Annotated in this window: 16 protein-coding genes; 5 read left to right on the top strand and 11 right to left on the bottom strand. The window is 70.3% G+C overall.

Features of this window, described 5'->3' with window-relative positions:
• Positions 1-5: 5 nt before the first annotated feature.
• Positions 6-1097: an NAD-dependent epimerase/dehydratase family protein gene (locus tag ACZ46W_RS34815; RefSeq protein WP_468346322.1), complete on the bottom strand. Its 1092-nt coding sequence runs from the start codon at positions 1095-1097 to the stop codon at positions 6-8.
• Positions 1098-1259: 162 nt separating this feature from the next.
• Here ACZ46W_RS34815 and ACZ46W_RS34810 point away from each other — a divergent pair, with 162 nt between their 5' ends.
• Complete coding sequence (locus ACZ46W_RS34810) at positions 1260-2579, top strand: tetratricopeptide repeat protein (RefSeq protein WP_468346320.1); 1320 nt, start codon at positions 1260-1262, stop codon at positions 2577-2579.
• Between the two features lie 113 nt (positions 2580-2692).
• Here ACZ46W_RS34810 and ACZ46W_RS34805 read toward each other — a convergent pair whose 3' ends face one another.
• From ACZ46W_RS34805 to ACZ46W_RS34780, 6 genes are all read right to left on the bottom strand, one after another.
• Entirely contained in the window at positions 2693-3376 is a 684-nt protein-coding gene (locus ACZ46W_RS34805) for an HNH endonuclease family protein (protein WP_468346318.1), read from the bottom strand.
• A gap of 199 nt (positions 3377-3575) precedes the next feature.
• Entirely contained in the window at positions 3576-3806 is a 231-nt protein-coding gene (locus ACZ46W_RS34800) for a hypothetical protein (RefSeq protein WP_468346316.1), read from the bottom strand.
• 395 nt (positions 3807-4201) lie between these two features.
• A complete protein-coding gene (locus ACZ46W_RS34795; protein ID WP_468346314.1) occupies positions 4202-4996 on the bottom strand; it encodes a hypothetical protein in 795 nt (264 codons plus the stop codon).
• A gap of 189 nt (positions 4997-5185) precedes the next feature.
• Positions 5186-5398: a DUF6207 family protein gene (locus ACZ46W_RS34790; protein WP_468346312.1), complete on the bottom strand. Its 213-nt coding sequence runs from the start codon at positions 5396-5398 to the stop codon at positions 5186-5188.
• 819 nt (positions 5399-6217) lie between these two features.
• Entirely contained in the window at positions 6218-7297 is a 1080-nt protein-coding gene (locus tag ACZ46W_RS34785; protein ID WP_468346310.1) for a site-specific integrase, read from the bottom strand.
• Positions 7294-7452, bottom strand: coding sequence for a hypothetical protein (locus tag ACZ46W_RS34780; protein ID WP_468346308.1), 159 nt, complete (start codon positions 7450-7452; stop codon positions 7294-7296). Before ACZ46W_RS34780 ends, ACZ46W_RS34785 begins: the two co-directional genes overlap by 4 nt.
• Before the next feature lie 427 nt (positions 7453-7879).
• Here ACZ46W_RS34780 and ACZ46W_RS34775 point away from each other — a divergent pair, with 427 nt between their 5' ends.
• Positions 7880-8137: a hypothetical protein gene (locus ACZ46W_RS34775; protein WP_468346306.1), complete on the top strand. Its 258-nt coding sequence runs from the start codon at positions 7880-7882 to the stop codon at positions 8135-8137.
• Between the two features lie 773 nt (positions 8138-8910).
• Here the strand turns inward: ACZ46W_RS34775 and ACZ46W_RS34770 are convergent.
• A complete protein-coding gene (locus ACZ46W_RS34770) occupies positions 8911-9048 on the bottom strand; it encodes a hypothetical protein (RefSeq protein ID WP_468346304.1) in 138 nt (45 codons plus the stop codon).
• 662 nt (positions 9049-9710) lie between these two features.
• On the opposite strand from ACZ46W_RS34770, the gene ACZ46W_RS34765 reads away from it, so the two are divergent.
• From ACZ46W_RS34765 to ACZ46W_RS34755, 3 genes are read left to right on the top strand one after another with little or no spacing between them, the layout of a single operon-like run.
• Positions 9711-10493, top strand: a complete 783-nt coding sequence (locus ACZ46W_RS34765) for a hypothetical protein (RefSeq protein WP_468346302.1) — start codon at positions 9711-9713, stop codon at positions 10491-10493.
• A 30-nt stretch (positions 10494-10523) separates the two neighbouring features.
• Positions 10524-10787, top strand: a complete 264-nt coding sequence (locus ACZ46W_RS34760) for a hypothetical protein (protein ID WP_468346300.1) — start codon at positions 10524-10526, stop codon at positions 10785-10787.
• Positions 10784-12073, top strand: a complete 1290-nt coding sequence (locus ACZ46W_RS34755) for a zeta toxin family protein (protein ID WP_468346298.1) — start codon at positions 10784-10786, stop codon at positions 12071-12073. The genes ACZ46W_RS34760 and ACZ46W_RS34755 overlap by 4 nt, the downstream gene beginning before the upstream one ends.
• A gap of 248 nt (positions 12074-12321) precedes the next feature.
• Here ACZ46W_RS34755 and ACZ46W_RS34750 read toward each other — a convergent pair whose 3' ends face one another.
• From ACZ46W_RS34750 to ACZ46W_RS34740, 3 genes are read right to left on the bottom strand one after another with little or no spacing between them, the layout of a single operon-like run.
• Positions 12322-12906, bottom strand: a complete 585-nt coding sequence (locus ACZ46W_RS34750) for a DUF4913 domain-containing protein (protein ID WP_468346296.1) — start codon at positions 12904-12906, stop codon at positions 12322-12324.
• Positions 12896-14635: a type IV secretory system conjugative DNA transfer family protein gene (locus ACZ46W_RS34745; protein WP_468346294.1), complete on the bottom strand. Its 1740-nt coding sequence runs from the start codon at positions 14633-14635 to the stop codon at positions 12896-12898. The genes ACZ46W_RS34750 and ACZ46W_RS34745 overlap by 11 nt, the downstream gene beginning before the upstream one ends.
• The gene (locus ACZ46W_RS34740) at positions 14632-16212 is read right to left on the bottom strand and encodes an ATP-binding protein (RefSeq protein ID WP_468346292.1); all 1581 of its coding nucleotides are present in this window, start codon (positions 16210-16212) and stop codon (positions 14632-14634) included. The genes ACZ46W_RS34745 and ACZ46W_RS34740 overlap by 4 nt, the downstream gene beginning before the upstream one ends.

The raw sequence follows: 16212 nt of genomic DNA, 5'->3' as shown, positions 1-16212 counted from the left end.
CCTGGTCAGACCCCGGTGGACTGCCGCAGCCAGTCCGGGGCGGCGGCCGGGGTGGTCTGGAGCCACTTCACGTAGCGGTCGACGCCTTCCGCGACGGTGATCTTCGGCTTCCAGCCGAGGATGTTCTCCATCTTGCGGACGGCCGCGTACCCGCCCAGCGGGTCACCGGCAGGCAGCGGCGTGTCCAGGAACGCCGTGTGCGGGTAGTGGTCCTGGACCAGCTCGGCGACTTTGCGCACGGTGGTGGGCACGCCGGTGCCGATGTTCACGGTCTCGGTGTGGGCCCTGGGGCTGACCAGGGCACGCAGGGTGCCTTCGGCGATGTCGTCGACGTGGACCAGGTCCCGTACCTGGCGGCCGCCGCCGTTCAGGTGCAGGGGCAGGCCCAGGTGGGCGCGGGCGGCGAACCAGGCCACCACCCACGAGTGGGAGTGGGGCTTGATGGTCTGGGGTTCGCCGTAGACGGAGAAGTACCGGACGATCGTGTACGACGTGCCCACTTGATTGAGGATCAAGGCCGTCTGCTCCTCGCCCCACGCCTTGGTGTTGCCGTAGACGGACTTGGGCCGCATGCGGGTGAACTCGTGGAACTGGGGCGGGATGCGGCCGTGGACGGACTCCAGCAACTGCCGCATGGTCAGCAGCTCGGGGCTGTCGGTCTCCTCGGGGTTGCCGTCGCCGTAGACGCTGGCGGAGGAGACGAACACCATGCGGCGCACGCGGTCGGTGGCGGCCACGGCATCCAGGACGTTCTGGGTGCCAGCGACGTTGGTGTCGATCGCGGCCAGCGGATCGCGGGTGCACGCGGCGACGTCCGCCAGGGCGGCGGCGTGGATGACGTAGTCCGCTTCGGCGACGAGCTTGCGGACCAGGGCGGTGTCCCGGACGTCGCCCAGGACCACGTTGGGGTCGGACGTGCGGACGTCGAAGAGGTCGGCGTACACGTGGTCGGGGTAGGCGTTCATGGCGCACAGGGACACCGGCCGGGCCCCAAGGGCCCGCAGTCGGGCGGTGATGCGGGAGCCGATGAGTCCCGCGCCACCGGTCACCAGGACGGTGGCACCGCAGAGGGCGGCGAGGTCTGAGCGGTTGTGCACGATGCCTCCAGAAGCGGGGTTCGGGTGGTTTTCGTGACGGGGCCCGGCTCCGGGAGCGCCGGGCGGGTGAGCATCAGTCAACGGCCTGTGACCAAGCGGGAGGAGGGGCCATCTTGTAGGTCTCTGTAAGCCCGCGTAGGTCAGGGGGCAGCGGTGCAGACGGTGACCATCACGGACCTGATCCGGGCCGCGTGCGAAGAACGCGGGTGGGGCCCGACCAAGCTGGCCCGCGAGGTCGCCGTGGCCGCCGGCCGGGGGCCGGACGGTCTGGAGCGGCAGTACGCCCGCCGCTGGATGAAGGGCGAGCGGACCCCGTCGCCGGACGGGTGGCTCCCCTACATCGTCCAGGTCTTACATCTGGACCTGAACCGCGTCTGCGTTGCCGATCGGGGTGATCCTGAACCGTCCGGCCCGGATACCGTGGGATCAGTCCTTGCCCTGGGGAGGAGTGACGTGGAACGCCGCACCATGCTGGCCGCGACCGCCGCCTTCGCGCTGTCGGCCCTGAACCTCCCCGACGCCGAGGCCATCACCCGTCGGGTGGCCGCCGCACCGGCCGGGGCCGTACGGGTCGGGGCCGGTGAAGTCGCGGCGATCCGGCAGATGACCCGCACCCTCGGCGACACCGCCGCCGAATACGGCGGCGCCCACGCCCGCCGGCTGGCCGTCCAGTACCTCACCGGCAGCGTCGGCCCCTGGCTGGAAGGCCGCTACACCGAGACCACCGGCCGGGCCCTGTTCGCCGCCGCGTCCGAGCTGGTGCACCTGTGCGGGTGGATGGTCCAGGACGAAGGCAACGACGACCACCACCAGGGTCTCGCGCAGCGCTACTACGCGCACGCCTTCGCCCTCGCCGAAGAGGCCAAGGAGCCCGAGCTGGCCGCGACCGCCCTGCGCGGGATGGCCACACAAGCCATCGACCTCGGACCCCGCGGCCGGGCCGTGGCTCTGCGCCTGTCGGAGAAGTGCGTCGAGTACGCCGACCGGCTCGACGAGCCGAAGGCGATCGCCTACTACCAGACCACCCTCGCCGACGCCGCCGCCCTCGACAGCGACCAGCAACTGGCCCGCACCGCCCTGGCGAAATCCCAGAACGCCATCGAAAAGGCCACGGCCGCTCCAGGCGAATCCTGGGCCTCCCACTTCTCCACCGGCCGGTGGGCCCACCACACCGGCATGATCCTGGCCCGCCTCGGCGACCTGGACAGCGCCCGCGAACACCTCCAGCACGCCCTCGACGTCCACGGCCTGGACCGCCGACGCTCCCGCGCCATCGTCCTGGGCGACCTGGGCCACGTCCACCTCCGCCAGGGCGACCTCGACGGGGCCCTGGCCTCATGGGGCGAATTCCTCGACTGCGCCGAAGGCGTCCAGTCCGTGAAGATCACCGACGCGGTGACCGACATGCGCGTGCGGCTCTCCCGCTACAGCAAGGCCCCGGGCGTGGCAGAACTGGACGGACGGGCGGCAGCGCTGCTGTGACACCGCGGCGGGCCTTGCCGCTCGTGCGTGTGCCTCCGCTCCAGAGCGCGGATGCGGAGGCACAGTGGCGGGGCTGACAAGACGCTCACCAGGAAGGTGAACCCGCCAGCGGGCTACGGTACCGGCTCGTACGTCACCGTTGCCCCCGGACAGCGCGCGGCCGCGACGGCCAGGGCCTGGCGCTCGGCGTCGTCCACGGTGAGCTGCCACCGCTTCTTGGTGGCTGTCCAGTCGGCGAGGTACGCGCAGTGCTGACCAGTGGCAGGAGGCATCCACTCGGCCGGGTCCTGGTCGGCCTTCGAGCGGTTGGTCTTCGCGGTGACGGCGATCAGGGAGCGCTCGGCGTCCAGGTCGTTGGCGTACGCCTGGCGCCGCGCCGGCGTCCAGCCGCTCGCGCCGGAGTCCCAGGCCTCGGCCAGCGGAACCATGTGGTCGACGTCCAGGGCGGAGGCGGCGGTGACCCGCTGCTCGTCGTACATCGACCACCACACACCGCCGGTCAGCGCGCACCGGGCGCCGACGGTGGGCGGCTCGATCGCCTCGGAGAGAAGGACCTCGGCGCGGGTGTTGCACCCGTCCCGGTCGGCGTCCACCCAGTGCTTGAACGAGCTGCGGGTGTAGCCGTCGCGGGACTCGGCGGCACGCGGCAGCGAGGCGATGGCCTGGCCCAGCGGCACGGTCACCGCCGCGCGGGGGGCGGGCGCGGCGGCCGCGTGGGCGGGGGCGGTCGTCAGAGCGGTGAGGGGCAGCACGGTCAGCGCGGCCGCCGTGGCGGCGCGGAGAAGAGGAATGATCACGCGTCAAGGTCTACCGGCTCCGGGCGTACGCCAGGTTGCTCGGTGAGGGTGTATCACTCGCGCGGGGCGAGGACTTCACCGGCGAAACGTTCGAGCAAGTGGTCGGGGCCGTGATCAAGCGGGGGATTGCCGGTTAGCTCGATGCCGAACGTGGCGGTGGCCCCGCGCCTACGCGGGGCCACCGGGGTGAGCGGCAGAGCTAGACCTGCTGACGTACGAACTGCGGCGCGGCGAGCAGGGTCCCTAGGGCGGTCGCGAGCTCGTACTGGGCGGCGGCGACGGCCACCGTGAAGAGGACAACGATGATGACCGTGGGGACCTGCCCGGGCATGATCTCGGGCACCCCGCCGGGCTTCAGCGGCCGACGGGGCGGGAACGCGGGGAAGATTCCGGGGAAGAGTCGCGTTCCGGTACTGTCGTAGATGGACATTGTCGAGTGCTACCTGCTTTCGCTGTCGTGAATCGCGGTCACCTCGACGACGTCGCGTCGGAGAGCGTCCCCACGGCCTCACTTTCCTAGGGCGCGGCCGTGGGACCTCTCCGGCATCTCTGCCGCGAGGTGGACTCCACTCTAGCGGACCGACTCTCCCTCAACGCACTATCAACCACTACATGTTGTGTCGTGGGTCCACTCTGACCACAACATCTTGCGGTTTGGCTACAGGGCCCGCTCGACGGGCAGCAGCATCTCCGCTGGTGGGCGACTCACCGGTCCCGGCCGCTCAGCGGCACCGATCCCGGTCCTTCCGCTCCGCTCGGCCGGCGTATGAGGGCTCGCCCGTACCGGCGCGCCGGCCGCACAGCTCGACCGCATCGGACGGTCGCTCAGGCGGATCGCTGCCCAATGCGTTTCAAGTCGTCGACCTGACCGAGCAGGTAGAGCAGGGCGTCAGCACCTTTGATCATCGCCGCAGCCCGTACTTGCAGAAGGCTCGGCGCCGTGGAGCCTGCCGTCATGGCCATGAAGGGCGTCGGGCTCTCGGTCGTCAGATCCGTCAGGGCTTCATGAATCCGCACCGGCTGTTCCGGCTTGAGGCCGGAGTCGTAGAGGTACGGTCCGAGCACGGCTTCCACTTGCCGCCAGTACGCCTTGAGTTCGGCGAACCACTGCTTTTGCAGCGATCCCCGTACCTCAACGTCGAGGGTCTGCTCCAGGGCTCGGTTGATCGCCTCAACTTCGGCCGCCAAGTGCCGCGACGACGGTGACGCCTGGCGGCCGTGCGGCCGGCGCGCCGCATGGCTCAATGCCTTACACGCGCTCAGCAGATCGCGGAGACTGCTACGCGCCGCGTCGGGAGTCTCCGCAACGAATCTTCCCAGCAACGCTCCCGTGAACAGGTCGACCGCATTCGGTGCCTGCTTCATGGCCACTGTGCGTGCCATCGTCAGCGCCTGCCTGGAAGCAAGCTGGGACAGGAAGATCAAGGCAACCGGTACCCCGATAAGGAAGGCAGTGAGGCTGGAGTACAGGTTGGTAAGGATGGGCCAGTTGTCCGACCAGCACCGAAGCTCGCCGTACAAGCCGATCAAAAGAGCGACAACAGCCAGGGCCCAGCACCACAGGGACACACGTCGAACCCGCTCGTCCGTGTCCTTCCACCACCCCGGCCTCACGCCCATAACTGCCACCTTTGCCCGATTTGGTGCAGAGCGTGCCAGATTTGTCGGGCCGTTTGGGGATGCACGCCGCCGCAGTCGGCCTTGAGGGACCGGCACGCCTGCCCGAAGGCGAGTGACTCATCACTTCGCGGCAGCTCCGGGAGAACAGGGCCGGACCGTTGACGGGCTACGCCGACCAGGTGCTCGTCCTCAAGCGTTCCGGTCGGGTTGGCGGCGTACGTCGGCGTACACCCGGGCCCTGACCCCGCTCTCGCCGGGCACGCGCCATACCGGCGTGATGCCGGAGGTCGCCCACAGGTTCTGCAGAGCTTCCATCACCGACCGGAGCGTCTCCTCGTCGGCGGCAAGGATGTCCAGGACCGCGAGACCCGGCTCCGCGATGTGCTGCTCGTCAATGTCCATGCGCTGACCGACGACCAGGTACGGGCGGCCGGTTCGCCGCCGGCTGCCCGAGCCACCCGGACGAGCGACGGCTCACGTAGTGGTCGAGCGGAGAGGGAACCGGTCAGGCGTGACACACAAGAGTTGCATCACACGAGGCAACTTGCGATGGTGTGGCGGCGGGGCAACGCATCTCGGGATGCGTTGCGCGCAACGCATCTCCGGATGCGTATGGCAGTTCCCCCGCCGCTGGAACGACGGGGGCACCTTCTGCCGTACCAGGACGGTCGTCCCCGGCTAGATCGTCGAGCCGGGGGCGTCGTCACATCCGGGTGAGGTAGTCAAACCACTCCCGGATCGTGCGACCGATCCAGTACACGGCCGCCGTTACCGGTGCGAGCCACAGGCGGAGACGACGCTTCACCCTCTGCCAGCGAACCCACTTCGACCGCTTCTCGTGCTCACCCATCGAGTTTCCTTATTGACGGGGTGGACCCGGCTGCTTCATGCCGGACCCGGGCGCCCGGAGTCCGGTGAACTGACCGCCGTGGGCCCCTCGTTGGGAAGCGACGTTCACACTACGCGACGGGGGAGGCACCGCAAACCGCTCCGATCCCTTGGGAACACCGGGCGTTCACCCATTTGGTTTTTTTCCGGTTACTGAGGGTGAGCAGTCCCGGCCAGCCGATGGCCTGCGTGAGCGAGGGAACCCCGACGCGCCCGGGTCGACGTGAACCCGGTCTGCCCGGGCGGCCGCCCGGCCGGTGTGCACACCGTCACGAATATGACGTGGGTCACATTGCTCAAATCGTCGATTCGGACCTGGCGCCTTCGCCCGGCCTACAGCACCCCGGCCATGGCGTTGTCCTCCCAGCCGTCGCCGTCCTCGAAGTAGCCCTCCATGACCGCACTGTTGGGCACCCAGCCGCCCTGCTTGGCGATGACCTTGCGGTCGTTGCCCGCGCGGCGGGAAGATTCGGCGGCGCCGCGGCGGGTGGAGTGGCCGGTGTAGCGGACGGGGAGCTCGGCCCATTCGCCGAGCCGGGTGATGACGTCGCCGATGGTCTCGGGGGCGAGTCCGCCGGGCATGACGGTGTGCCAGCGGGGGTGCAGCGGTTTGTACGCGAAGTCGTCGGGGTCGGTTAGTCCGGCGGTGTCCTTCCACGCGCGCCAGGCGCGGACCGGGCAGGTGGAGGGCCGGGTGCCGTACGGGATCTTCACCGTGCGCGGGGCGGTCTTCGACACCCGGACGTCGACGATGAGGCCCTCGTCGACGTCGGTGATGTGGCGCAGCCGGAGGTAGGCCACCTCGTGCTCGCGGGCGGTGGCGGCGAACGCGGTCAGGCCGATGGAGCGGTTGCGGATCCCGAGCAGGGTGTTGGGGGCGGCCTGGACGGCGGCGCGCAACTGCCCGATCAGCATCGCCGGGGCGGGGCCGCGGCCGCGCACCTCCTCGGTCTTCTCCAGCTCCTTGACCTTGGCCTTGAGCACACGGCGGGCCCGGGCGGCGACCGTCTTGTCGAGCTTCAGGCCGTGTTCGGTGCGGCCGGTGACGACGACGCCGGACAGGCGCCGGTCGATGGTGGAGGGCGCCATGTACGTGCCGGTGCGCCAGCCGGGCTGCCACCACAGCCACTCCACAAACGCGGTGAGGCTGCCGGGGGTGATGGCGGTGACCGGCAGGCCCAGCAGCGCGGTGAACTGCTCCCACTGCTTCCAGTCGGCGGCGTAGCCGTCGACCGTGTTCTTGGGCCGAAGGTTCTGCTCGTGCTTCTTGGAGCGCTCCTCCAGCTCGGCGAGCTTGGCCAGCACCTCGGGGGTGAACTCGACCGGGGCCGGGGCGGGCGCGGCGCCGGCGCCCTGGTGCGGCAGCAGCGTGCCGGGAGTCACCGGCTCGGCGGCGGTGGTCTCGTCGGTCATCGTGAGCCTGCCTTCGGCCGCGCGGCCCCGGCCTCGGCGAGACGGCGGCGCAGCGGCTCGGGCAGCAGCCGCTCGGTGACGAGCGGCGCGCGGCCGCCGTCGCCGGGGCGGCACTTCCTGCAGTGCGGTGCGAGCACCATCCGAAACGAGAACATGATCCCCCTATCACCCGATGGCCCGTCATGGGCCTTTTTCCGTACCACTAGTTGTAGCGTCTTCAACCCGGATATGTGAGGTTATCCGGGCTGCATGCTCCGGTGGTCCTCACCCCAAGGGGCGAACGGTTGTTCGGTTGGCTTCCGCCTGGCGTTCTGGGTGTCGCGATCGGCCCGTGTCCGTGACCGGCCACCAGAGCGCTCCGGCCGGTGCGCGAAGTTCCTGTCCGGATCTCTCGAATGGCGGCCGTGATGCTGCTGGGATGCGGCCTGCGCGGCTAACCGGCGGGCCCTGCACAGTGCCGTGGCCGGCAGCCGGAATCCCTTCCGCTCCCGTGCCGTCAGCCCGAGACGGAAGGGCTGACGCCCCTGCACTCTCCACCTGCACGCGATGCAGCGCGTGCCCGACCAAAGGAGCAAGACCGCCGTGACCACCCTTCCCGACCACACCCGCCCCGCGATCCCGCCGCGTCCGGATCCGGAGATCACCATGGGGACCGCCGACGAACCGGGCCCACTCCTGAGCGCGCACGCTGCCCTCGTCCTGCTCATGGCGGTGGTCGCCGGCGGCATCGTGGGCACCCTGACGTACTTCATCGACCGCAGCGCCGCTCAGGCGGCGCTCGCCGCTCTCGGCACCTTCGGGGTCACCGCTCCGGTGGTACACCGGCTCATCGGCCGTTGAGGAGCGGCAGGTGCGCGGAGTCGGACGCCACAGTCCGGCAACGCGCTCCAGCCCCGCCCCTGGTCGTCCGATACGGAGCGGCATCACACCCCTGGCCACGGACGGGGGCCGATCCGCCTCCCTGTTCCCCAGGCGGCGGCCGGGCGAATTGCCATCGCCCCGCCCCCGCCCGCGCCCGGGGGACGCGGTCAAGCCGGTCAATGCACATGTTGACCTGGTCAATTGACCCGCGCGGGGACAGGGCGATACGTGCGTGTCCCGGCTAGCCGTCGCCGCAGACGACTCGGGCGTATGGCACCGGACGACGGCGGCGTCCGGATCCGGATCGACCGATCCGGATCCCCTCCGAGCCGGTGGCGTGCAGTCCTCAGCCGACCAGTCGCCGCTCTGGGAGGGGTCCGCCCGGACAGTCCGGACCGGATCCGGACCGATCCCTTGACTGGTCAACGTGACTCCGTTGACCAGTCAAGGTACAAAACTGACGCCAGCACCAGCCACGGATACAACATCCGGACGACGCTAACCAGTTGACACGGCTCGCAAATATTAACGCCGAAATCAATAATGACGACCCAAATAAGAAACCCCCGGAAACTAATCCGGGGGACAAAGCTGGTAGAGTTTATTTTGTCGGTGTAGGGTGGGCAACAGTCCACATGGGTGGACCCCGTGGCCGCCGGCCGGCAAACCCACGGGGTCCGTTCGACGAGTAGGACCTGACGGGCCCGACCTGGGAAGAGGTCGGGCCCGTTGTCGCACGCCGGAGGACTCCGCTACCAGTCGCGGTACGTACGCAACGCGTAGTACAGCGCCTGGGCCAGCCCCCCGAGCGTCCGGGCCGCTTCCGCAACCCGCTGCCAAACGGTCCTGTTCGCCGGCTCCTTGTTCTCGCCGACGGACACGTCGATCACCTCCCCTCGCCGGATGGATCCAGCGCTGGTGAACCCACCGGGCGCCCCATGGGGAAGTGACGTAAACAATACACCGCAGCAGCGCCCAGAAGTGCCCCCGAAAACACGTCGCCTGACGGACCGCCACGCCCTCCAGGAATTCCTGGAGGGAATCCCACCCCCGAGGCGCTGCTTATTCGAGTTCCAATGTGCAATAGCCGCTCGTGTTCCCGCAGGTCAGCGCACACGCCGCGCGCGTGCGGCACCGCTTGCCGATCCCCGCGCCGCTCGACCTGTGGCGTCGGCCACACCCGATCGTGGGCAGAGGCCCGGGACATCAACTCTGGCGGCATACCTGTACGGGCGGGGCGGCCGCCGCGCGGCGGGCCGGTTCCCCGTCCAGGCGTCCGGGGGCGTGGCTATCCGGCTGCAGGTGCGTTTCCTGCCCCGAACAGTGGCACGTCGGCAGGGGTCACGTCCAAGCGGAGACGGGTGTACCGGAGAGGGTGACGGTAGGCGCCGCCGCGATCGATCGAGGTGTCCGCGCTGACCTCGGCGACAAGCCGCGGCCGGACGAGTGTGACGTCGAGGGCCTGGCAACCCGGGTCCGGACGCGGCCACTTGTCAGGTTGAACCTGACGAAACCACTGAACTCCACGGCATGTCAGGGCTACCCTGACAGCATGACCGACACTGCACCGGCCACTACCGGCCCGCGCACTCTCTCCCCCCGCGACGAAGCACGCGTCGCCCTGGCCCGGAACGCCGCCCACCTCGCTCAGGACATCTTCGACCTCGTTCCCGTCGACCCCGACGTGGCGCCGGGGGACCTGCTGCGCCAGGCCCTCGACGTCTACAAGAAGGCCCAGATCCTGGTAAGCAGCGCCGTCGTCGCCGAACGGGAGCGCAGCACCACCTGGGAACAGATCGCCCGCGCCGCCGGCACCACCCGGCAGTCCGCCCACGAACGCTGGAGCCTGGATGTGCACACCTGGGCCAGCCGCGGGCGGATGGTCTCACCGAACAGCGGTCCTCCCACACTCGAGATCGCCGCGTACATCGACGAGCAGTACGCCCGGCTGCACCCCGAGCGCACCGACGCGGTCACCGGCGGACTCGACGCCACTCGTCACCCCGGCTCGGCCTCATACGAGGACGCTCAGCGCACCCGCGGCCAGGAGCTGCACGCCCAGTGCAGCGAACTCCACGCCGACCTGCGCCGCTCGCACGACGAGTACGACCGGCTGAAGGACGCGACCGACCCGGACAGCCGCCGCCAGCTCGCGGCCAACCTCACGGCCACCGCCACCCTCAACGAACGCCTCGCCGCTCTCTACGCCGAACTCGTCGGCGCGGAACCCGCTCTCGCCGACGAGCACCGCGCGCGCAGTGAGCGCTACCGCCACGACGCCACCCACAGCCGCGACTACGCCGCACTCGTCACCGACAAGGGCACTGACGCGTAGGCCGCCACCCGCAACCGAAGAGAGAAACGCATGGCCAACGACGCTCCCTCATACGAGAACACCCCGACCGCCATGGTCTACGACGTCTTCGCGGAGACCGCCAACGAGCTGATCGGCCTCTACACCCATCGCTCTGACACCACTGCCGACGAGGCCGAGCGCGAGCGGTGGTGGCAAAAGGCCCTTGCTGTCCGCGATGCCCGCCGCGCGGTGCCGGCGCAGGACCGGCAGGCCCTGCTGGAGCACATCGCCTCCTGGAAGCAGGCCATTGACACGCTGAAGGCTGGCCGGTGAGCGATCCGAGCGACTACTTCCTCACCGAGGATGAGTTAAGAGCGCGCTTCGATGAGCGGGTCCGGGACTTCGTGTTCGGCGGCTTCCAGCCGCTGGCTGAGCCGCCCCTCGTGCTGCTGGGCGGGCAACCGGCCGCCGGGAAGAGCCAGGCCATGGCCGCCACCGCCCAGCGCCATGGCGGAGCGATCGTCACTCTGACCGGCGACGAACTGCGCCCGATGCACCCGCGGTACCAGGAGCTGCTGACCGAGGACGCGCAGACCCGCGAGACGGCGACCGCGCAGGCCTCCGGGCCGTGGGTCCGGATGAGCATCCAGTACGCCCTCCAGCACGGCTACGGCCTGCTGCTGGAAGGCGTGTTCCGAGACCCGGCCATGACCATCGGCACCGCGGAGGAGTTCGCCCGCGCGGGCCGCCCTGTTGAAGTCGTCGCACTCGCTGTCCGGGAGGAACGCAGTCGGCTCGACGCCCTCGACCGCTTCCTGGAAGGCGGCCGCTGGACCCCGCCCGAGCTCCAGGACCTCGCCTACAGCAAGGTGCCAGACACCGTCGCAGCCGCCGAGCAGAGCCCCGCCGTGCACCGGATCGCCATCACCAACCGCTCCGGCGCCGACCTCTACGTCAACGAGCGAGGACCGGACGGGCGCTGGCTCGGAGAACCCGCTGCCGTACAGGCGCTGCAAGACGAGCGCGCGCTGCCGTTCTCCGCCCAGGAGGCCACATCGTGGCTCGCGAAGCAGCGTACGGTCGTGGTGGAGATGGCCGCCCGGGGGGAGACGAACGACAAGAGCCGTCCCGTCCTACGGCGGCTCGCGCACGAGGCCGAGGTCGTGGCGGCGATGGTCTCACCCGACTCCGCCCACCCCGAGCGCGCTGCCCACCAGGCGGCCAAGCCCCTGCTGACGCTCCTCGTGGAAGCACCTCTCACCCACGGTGCACCCCTACCAATCGAGCTACAGGTCGACCTGCCTTCCACCGCGGAGGGCCGGGACGAAGCGGTACGCCGCGCCCGGCTCGCGCCCGGCGAGAAGGCCGCGGAGGACACGGTCCGAAACTCCTTCGCTCAAGCCCGCCAACGAGCATCGGGCGAGGCCGAGCCGGTTTCGTCCGGGCAGCCGGGACCCCGGAGGCCGGACCCCAACGCCGCGCGAGCACGGTCGACAACGGCGGCCGCGCGCTCACGCAAGTCCGCTCCGGGCTCCACGCCAGCGGCGGGCAGCCCGGGCCGCTCAGCACCCCGGCAGGACCCACAGGGCCCGGAGCCACGCAAGGGACGCGGCAAGTAAAGCGGCCAGCGCGGCCGCAGCGGCGGGCCCCGGCGTTGCACTCCACAAGGGGGTGCCGGGGCCCGCTCTGTCGTCGCCAGCCGTGCCCCACGACGGTGGTACGCATGCAGAACGACGGGGGCCCGGCTTCCGCTTCCGCGAAGGGCACCGCCGGGGCGGGTTATCTGGCCAGAAAGACCCATTGACCTCCTGGGCGACGTCCTCCATGCAGTCGCTGCACATGATGTTGCGGCGCTGGTGGAGCAGGGTCAGTTCTCGGCATGGCGCCAGGCGCTGGGCACGGTGCCGGGCATGCGGTGGTCGATCTGGTGCTCGCCCTTGGTGCAGCCCGCGAACGGGCCGCTGGAGGCGCGGAGCTCACGCATGCAGGGGTCGAGATGGTCGCGGTGCCATACGGAGGGGCCGGTGTAGCCGCAGGTGGCTGGGTCGGTGAGTTCCTGCCAGGCCAGCCACAGGGCGTGGAGCCGGGCGACGGCGACGGGGTGCTCGAACCACAGGTGGCACCAGCGGGCGTCGGAGGTCGGCTCGGCCAGGTAGCCGGGGACGAGGACGCCCTCGACCCATTCGATGAGGGCGCGCAGTTCGTCGTCGTACTCGGGTGGGTCGAGCAGCAGGATGAACGGCGGGTACTGCCAGTCATCCTCCCCGCCGCCGTCGCCTTCCTCGCCGGCCGCCTGGTCGTCGGCGGAGGCCTCGCCGGGGCCCGTGTCGCTGCCCTCGCTCAGTGCTTTGACCTGGGCGGTCAGGGCGGCGACGCGGGCCTTGAGGTCTTCAAGGTCTTCGAACAGGCCCACGGGTACGTCGAAGTTGGGCTCGTGGGGTTCATCGGGCATCGCGGGCTGCCTTCCGCTCCTCGTACGCCGCAACGGCTCGCTTGGTGATGGCCTTCTCCTCGGCGGCCATCTGGGGGCCGATGTGGGCCATGGCCTTCTCCGCGTACCAAGGGCGCAGGCCGATCTGGGCGATGGGCATGCCGGTGGACATCAGCAGGGCGGTGCCCTTCTTCATGGCGCGGATGTCGGCGGGGTCCAGGATCTGCTCGCGCTGCTCGGAGACGCTGCGGGAGTAGCCCTCCTTGCTCTTGGAGTACGAGCCGCGGCCGACGTAGTGGGCGCCGACCAGGGTGGAGACGTCCTGGGCGAACTTGGCGTCGTCCAGGCCGACGCCGATCAGCTTCTTGGTGGCGGCCGACCACATGGCGTCCATGCCGACCTCGCCCCAGGCCTTCACGCCCTGGCGGTAGCTCTGGAGGATGACGTAGGGGGTGATGCCGCGCGAGCCGAGGTGGCTGTACAGGTCGGGCAGGTCGGCGATCTTGCAGATGTTGGCGGCCTCGTCGAGAACGGCGCGCATCGGTTCGGGCAGGCGGCCGCCGTGGCGCTCGCCCGCCTCGGTGCCGGCGGTGAACACGGCGTCCGCGCACGCGGCGACGACGGCCGACATCGGGCCGCCCTTCTTGCTCAGCAGGTACAGGGTGTCGGTGCTGGTGGCGAAGGCTTCGGGGTCGAACCGTTCGCGGTGCTTGTCCGGTGTCACCCAGGCGAGGGTCTTCTCGTCGCGCAGCGCGGACACGGCCGTACGCGCGTTCTGGAAGATTCCGGACTGGGTCTCTTCGGCGATGTTGACCGAGGAGTCGACTGCCTCGGCGAGTACGGGCTCGTGCTGGTAGAGCACCCGCATGGGTGCTTTCTCCTTGGGGTCGGCCAGCCACTTCATGACGTCGCGGACGCTGCCGCCCTCCCACCAGGCGGCGCGGAACAGCCCGACCAGCAGGTCGCCGGCGGCCTGGGACCAGAAGGGGTCGGCCTGCTCGCTGGTGATCTGGGTGACGAAGTGGCTGGCGAGCCGTTCGGCACCCTCCAGCGTCTCGGCCTGGGCGATCATGTCCCACCACATGTCCCGCTCGGCCTGGGCCACGCCCTGGGGATCGAGCACCCAGGTCCGGCCGACCTTCGCGCGGGACGCGCGGGTGGCGGCGTAGACGTCGGCCTTGTTGGACGTCATCAGCAGGGCGCCCGGGGCTTCGTCGGCGACCGGGATGGCCAGGGACGTCGACTTGCCCGCGCGGGGCGCCATGATGGCGACGTAGGTGTCCTCGTCGGAGCCGCGCAGTTCCACGCCGGAGGGCAGGTGGTCGCCGAGCAGGACACCCCGGTCGCGGGCCTCGACCTTCTTGGGGTCGGTGTTCTTCAGGGAGGCGCGCAGGCGGGTCGCGGTGCGGGCGGCGTGCGTGGGGGTGAGCTCACGGACCTGGTGCAGGGTGGCCAGGTGGCTCGGGTTGTGGAACCAGCGCAGTGACACCCGCAGCCCCCACACGACCAGGGCGATCACGGCGATGTCGAGCAGACCGGCGCCGATGGCGGAGGCGGTCGGCGAGTTCGTCCAGACCGCTGACCAGTCGCTGGCCATGCGGTAGACGGTCAGCGGGGAGGCGGGCGCGGCCTCCTCACCGGTCAGCACGGCGCCGGCGGCCGCTCCGGCCCAGGTGGAGGCGGACAGCGTCACCGCCCCGCCGAACACGATGCCTCCGAAGGCCCATGCGCGGTCGTTGTCCGTCATCATCGGCGGCCACCCCCTGTGGTCGTCCGGCGCCGGTTGTTGTCGGTGGCGTACAGCCGCTGCTCGGTCGGCGTGAGTTCGAGCGCGGCCGCGATGCCCGGCCGGGTGCCCAGCTTGATCAGGTACTTGCCGCGGCCGGGGTGCCGGGCGGACTCTTCCTCGGCAGGACTGTCACCGTCGTAGCTCGGTGCGATGTCGAGTCCGGTGGACGTCGCCGACGCCCAGGAGCTGACCATCATGACCTCCTGCTCGGTCAGCATCCGCTTGCCGGTGACCCGCCCGAGCTCCTCCTCGGTGCTGGCGCCGAGCACCCAGGTGTCGCAGCGGTCCATCAGGCCGCGGGCCTTGGCCCTGTCCATCTCGGTCGGCAGCGCCTCGACATCGAGGAGGCTGTGCGTGACGTAGATGGTGACGTCGTCGGTGGTGCGGTTGAGGCGGGAGATCGCGTCCATCGCGTCGACCAGGCCCGGGCCGGAGCGCAGGGCACGCCACATCTCGTCCATGGGCAGCACCAGCTTGCGATCCATCAGCCCGATGGACCGGGCGGAGTCGATGGAGCTGTAGGTGTACGCCCAGGTGGCGATCATCCCGGCGGAGACGACGTCGTTGCCGCGGGCCCGCAGGGCGGAGATGTCCACGGAGACGGCCGGGGCATTGATGTCCAGCGGCGTGGTGGTCGGGCCGTCGAAGAGGCCCTTGAGGGGGCCGCCGATGAGGTTGTCCAGTCCGGCGATGACCGAGCGGGTCAGGTCCTGGTACCGGGTCCCTTCGGCGGCCAGCTTGGCCCGCAGCTCCTCCGGTGCGGCGCGCAGGACGTCGACCACGTCCTTGACGATGGGGTCGCTGTCGGAGGCCTGGGCGGCGGAGGCGACCTGTACGGCCGTGTCCAGCGCGCTGCGTTCGACCTCGTCGGGGCTGCGGCCGAGGCCGTGCTTGGTGGACAGCAGCGCGACCAGCGTCTCCAACCTCCTGCCGTTGAGGACGTCGAGCAGCGCCTCCCGGCGCTCGGCGGGCAGCGCCTGGACGCGGCCCTTGAGCGGGCCGGAATCCAGCGGGTTGATGCGGCCGATGCCGTCGCCGATGCGGACCACGGAGCCGCCGAGTTCGCTGATCAGCGTGCTGTACTCGCCCTTGACATCGCCGGGGACGCACACCATGTGCCCGTACGCCGAGTACACCAGGCACACGCGTTTGACCAGGGCACTCTTGCCCGCCCCCGGCTGCGACATGACCCATACACCCGGGTTGGTCGTCAGCTTCCCCGTCCAGCCGCTGGGATCTATGCACACCAGCTCGCCGGTCAGGACATCCCGCCCGACCGGCACGCCGCGCGGCGGCAGGCCGGCGCCGAGCAGGAACGGATAGATGCCTCCGGCCTGGCTGGTGGGGCCGGTGTAGACGGTGCCGGAGTCCTCGACCGGGGCGCGGCCGCCGAACCGGCCGCCCCACCCCAGGCGGGGGGCGTACCGGCTCCTCAGCTTCTTCTGTGCCTGGCGCTCTTCACGCGTCGGGGCCTGCTCGGCCACCCGGGTCACGCGCTTGGGCGTGGTCACCGCCGGCGGCTTGGGCTTGCGTGCCAT

This window comes from Streptomyces sp. NPDC031064, from assembly GCF_055570965.1.
This window is presented reverse-complemented; position numbering and strand designations above follow the sequence as displayed.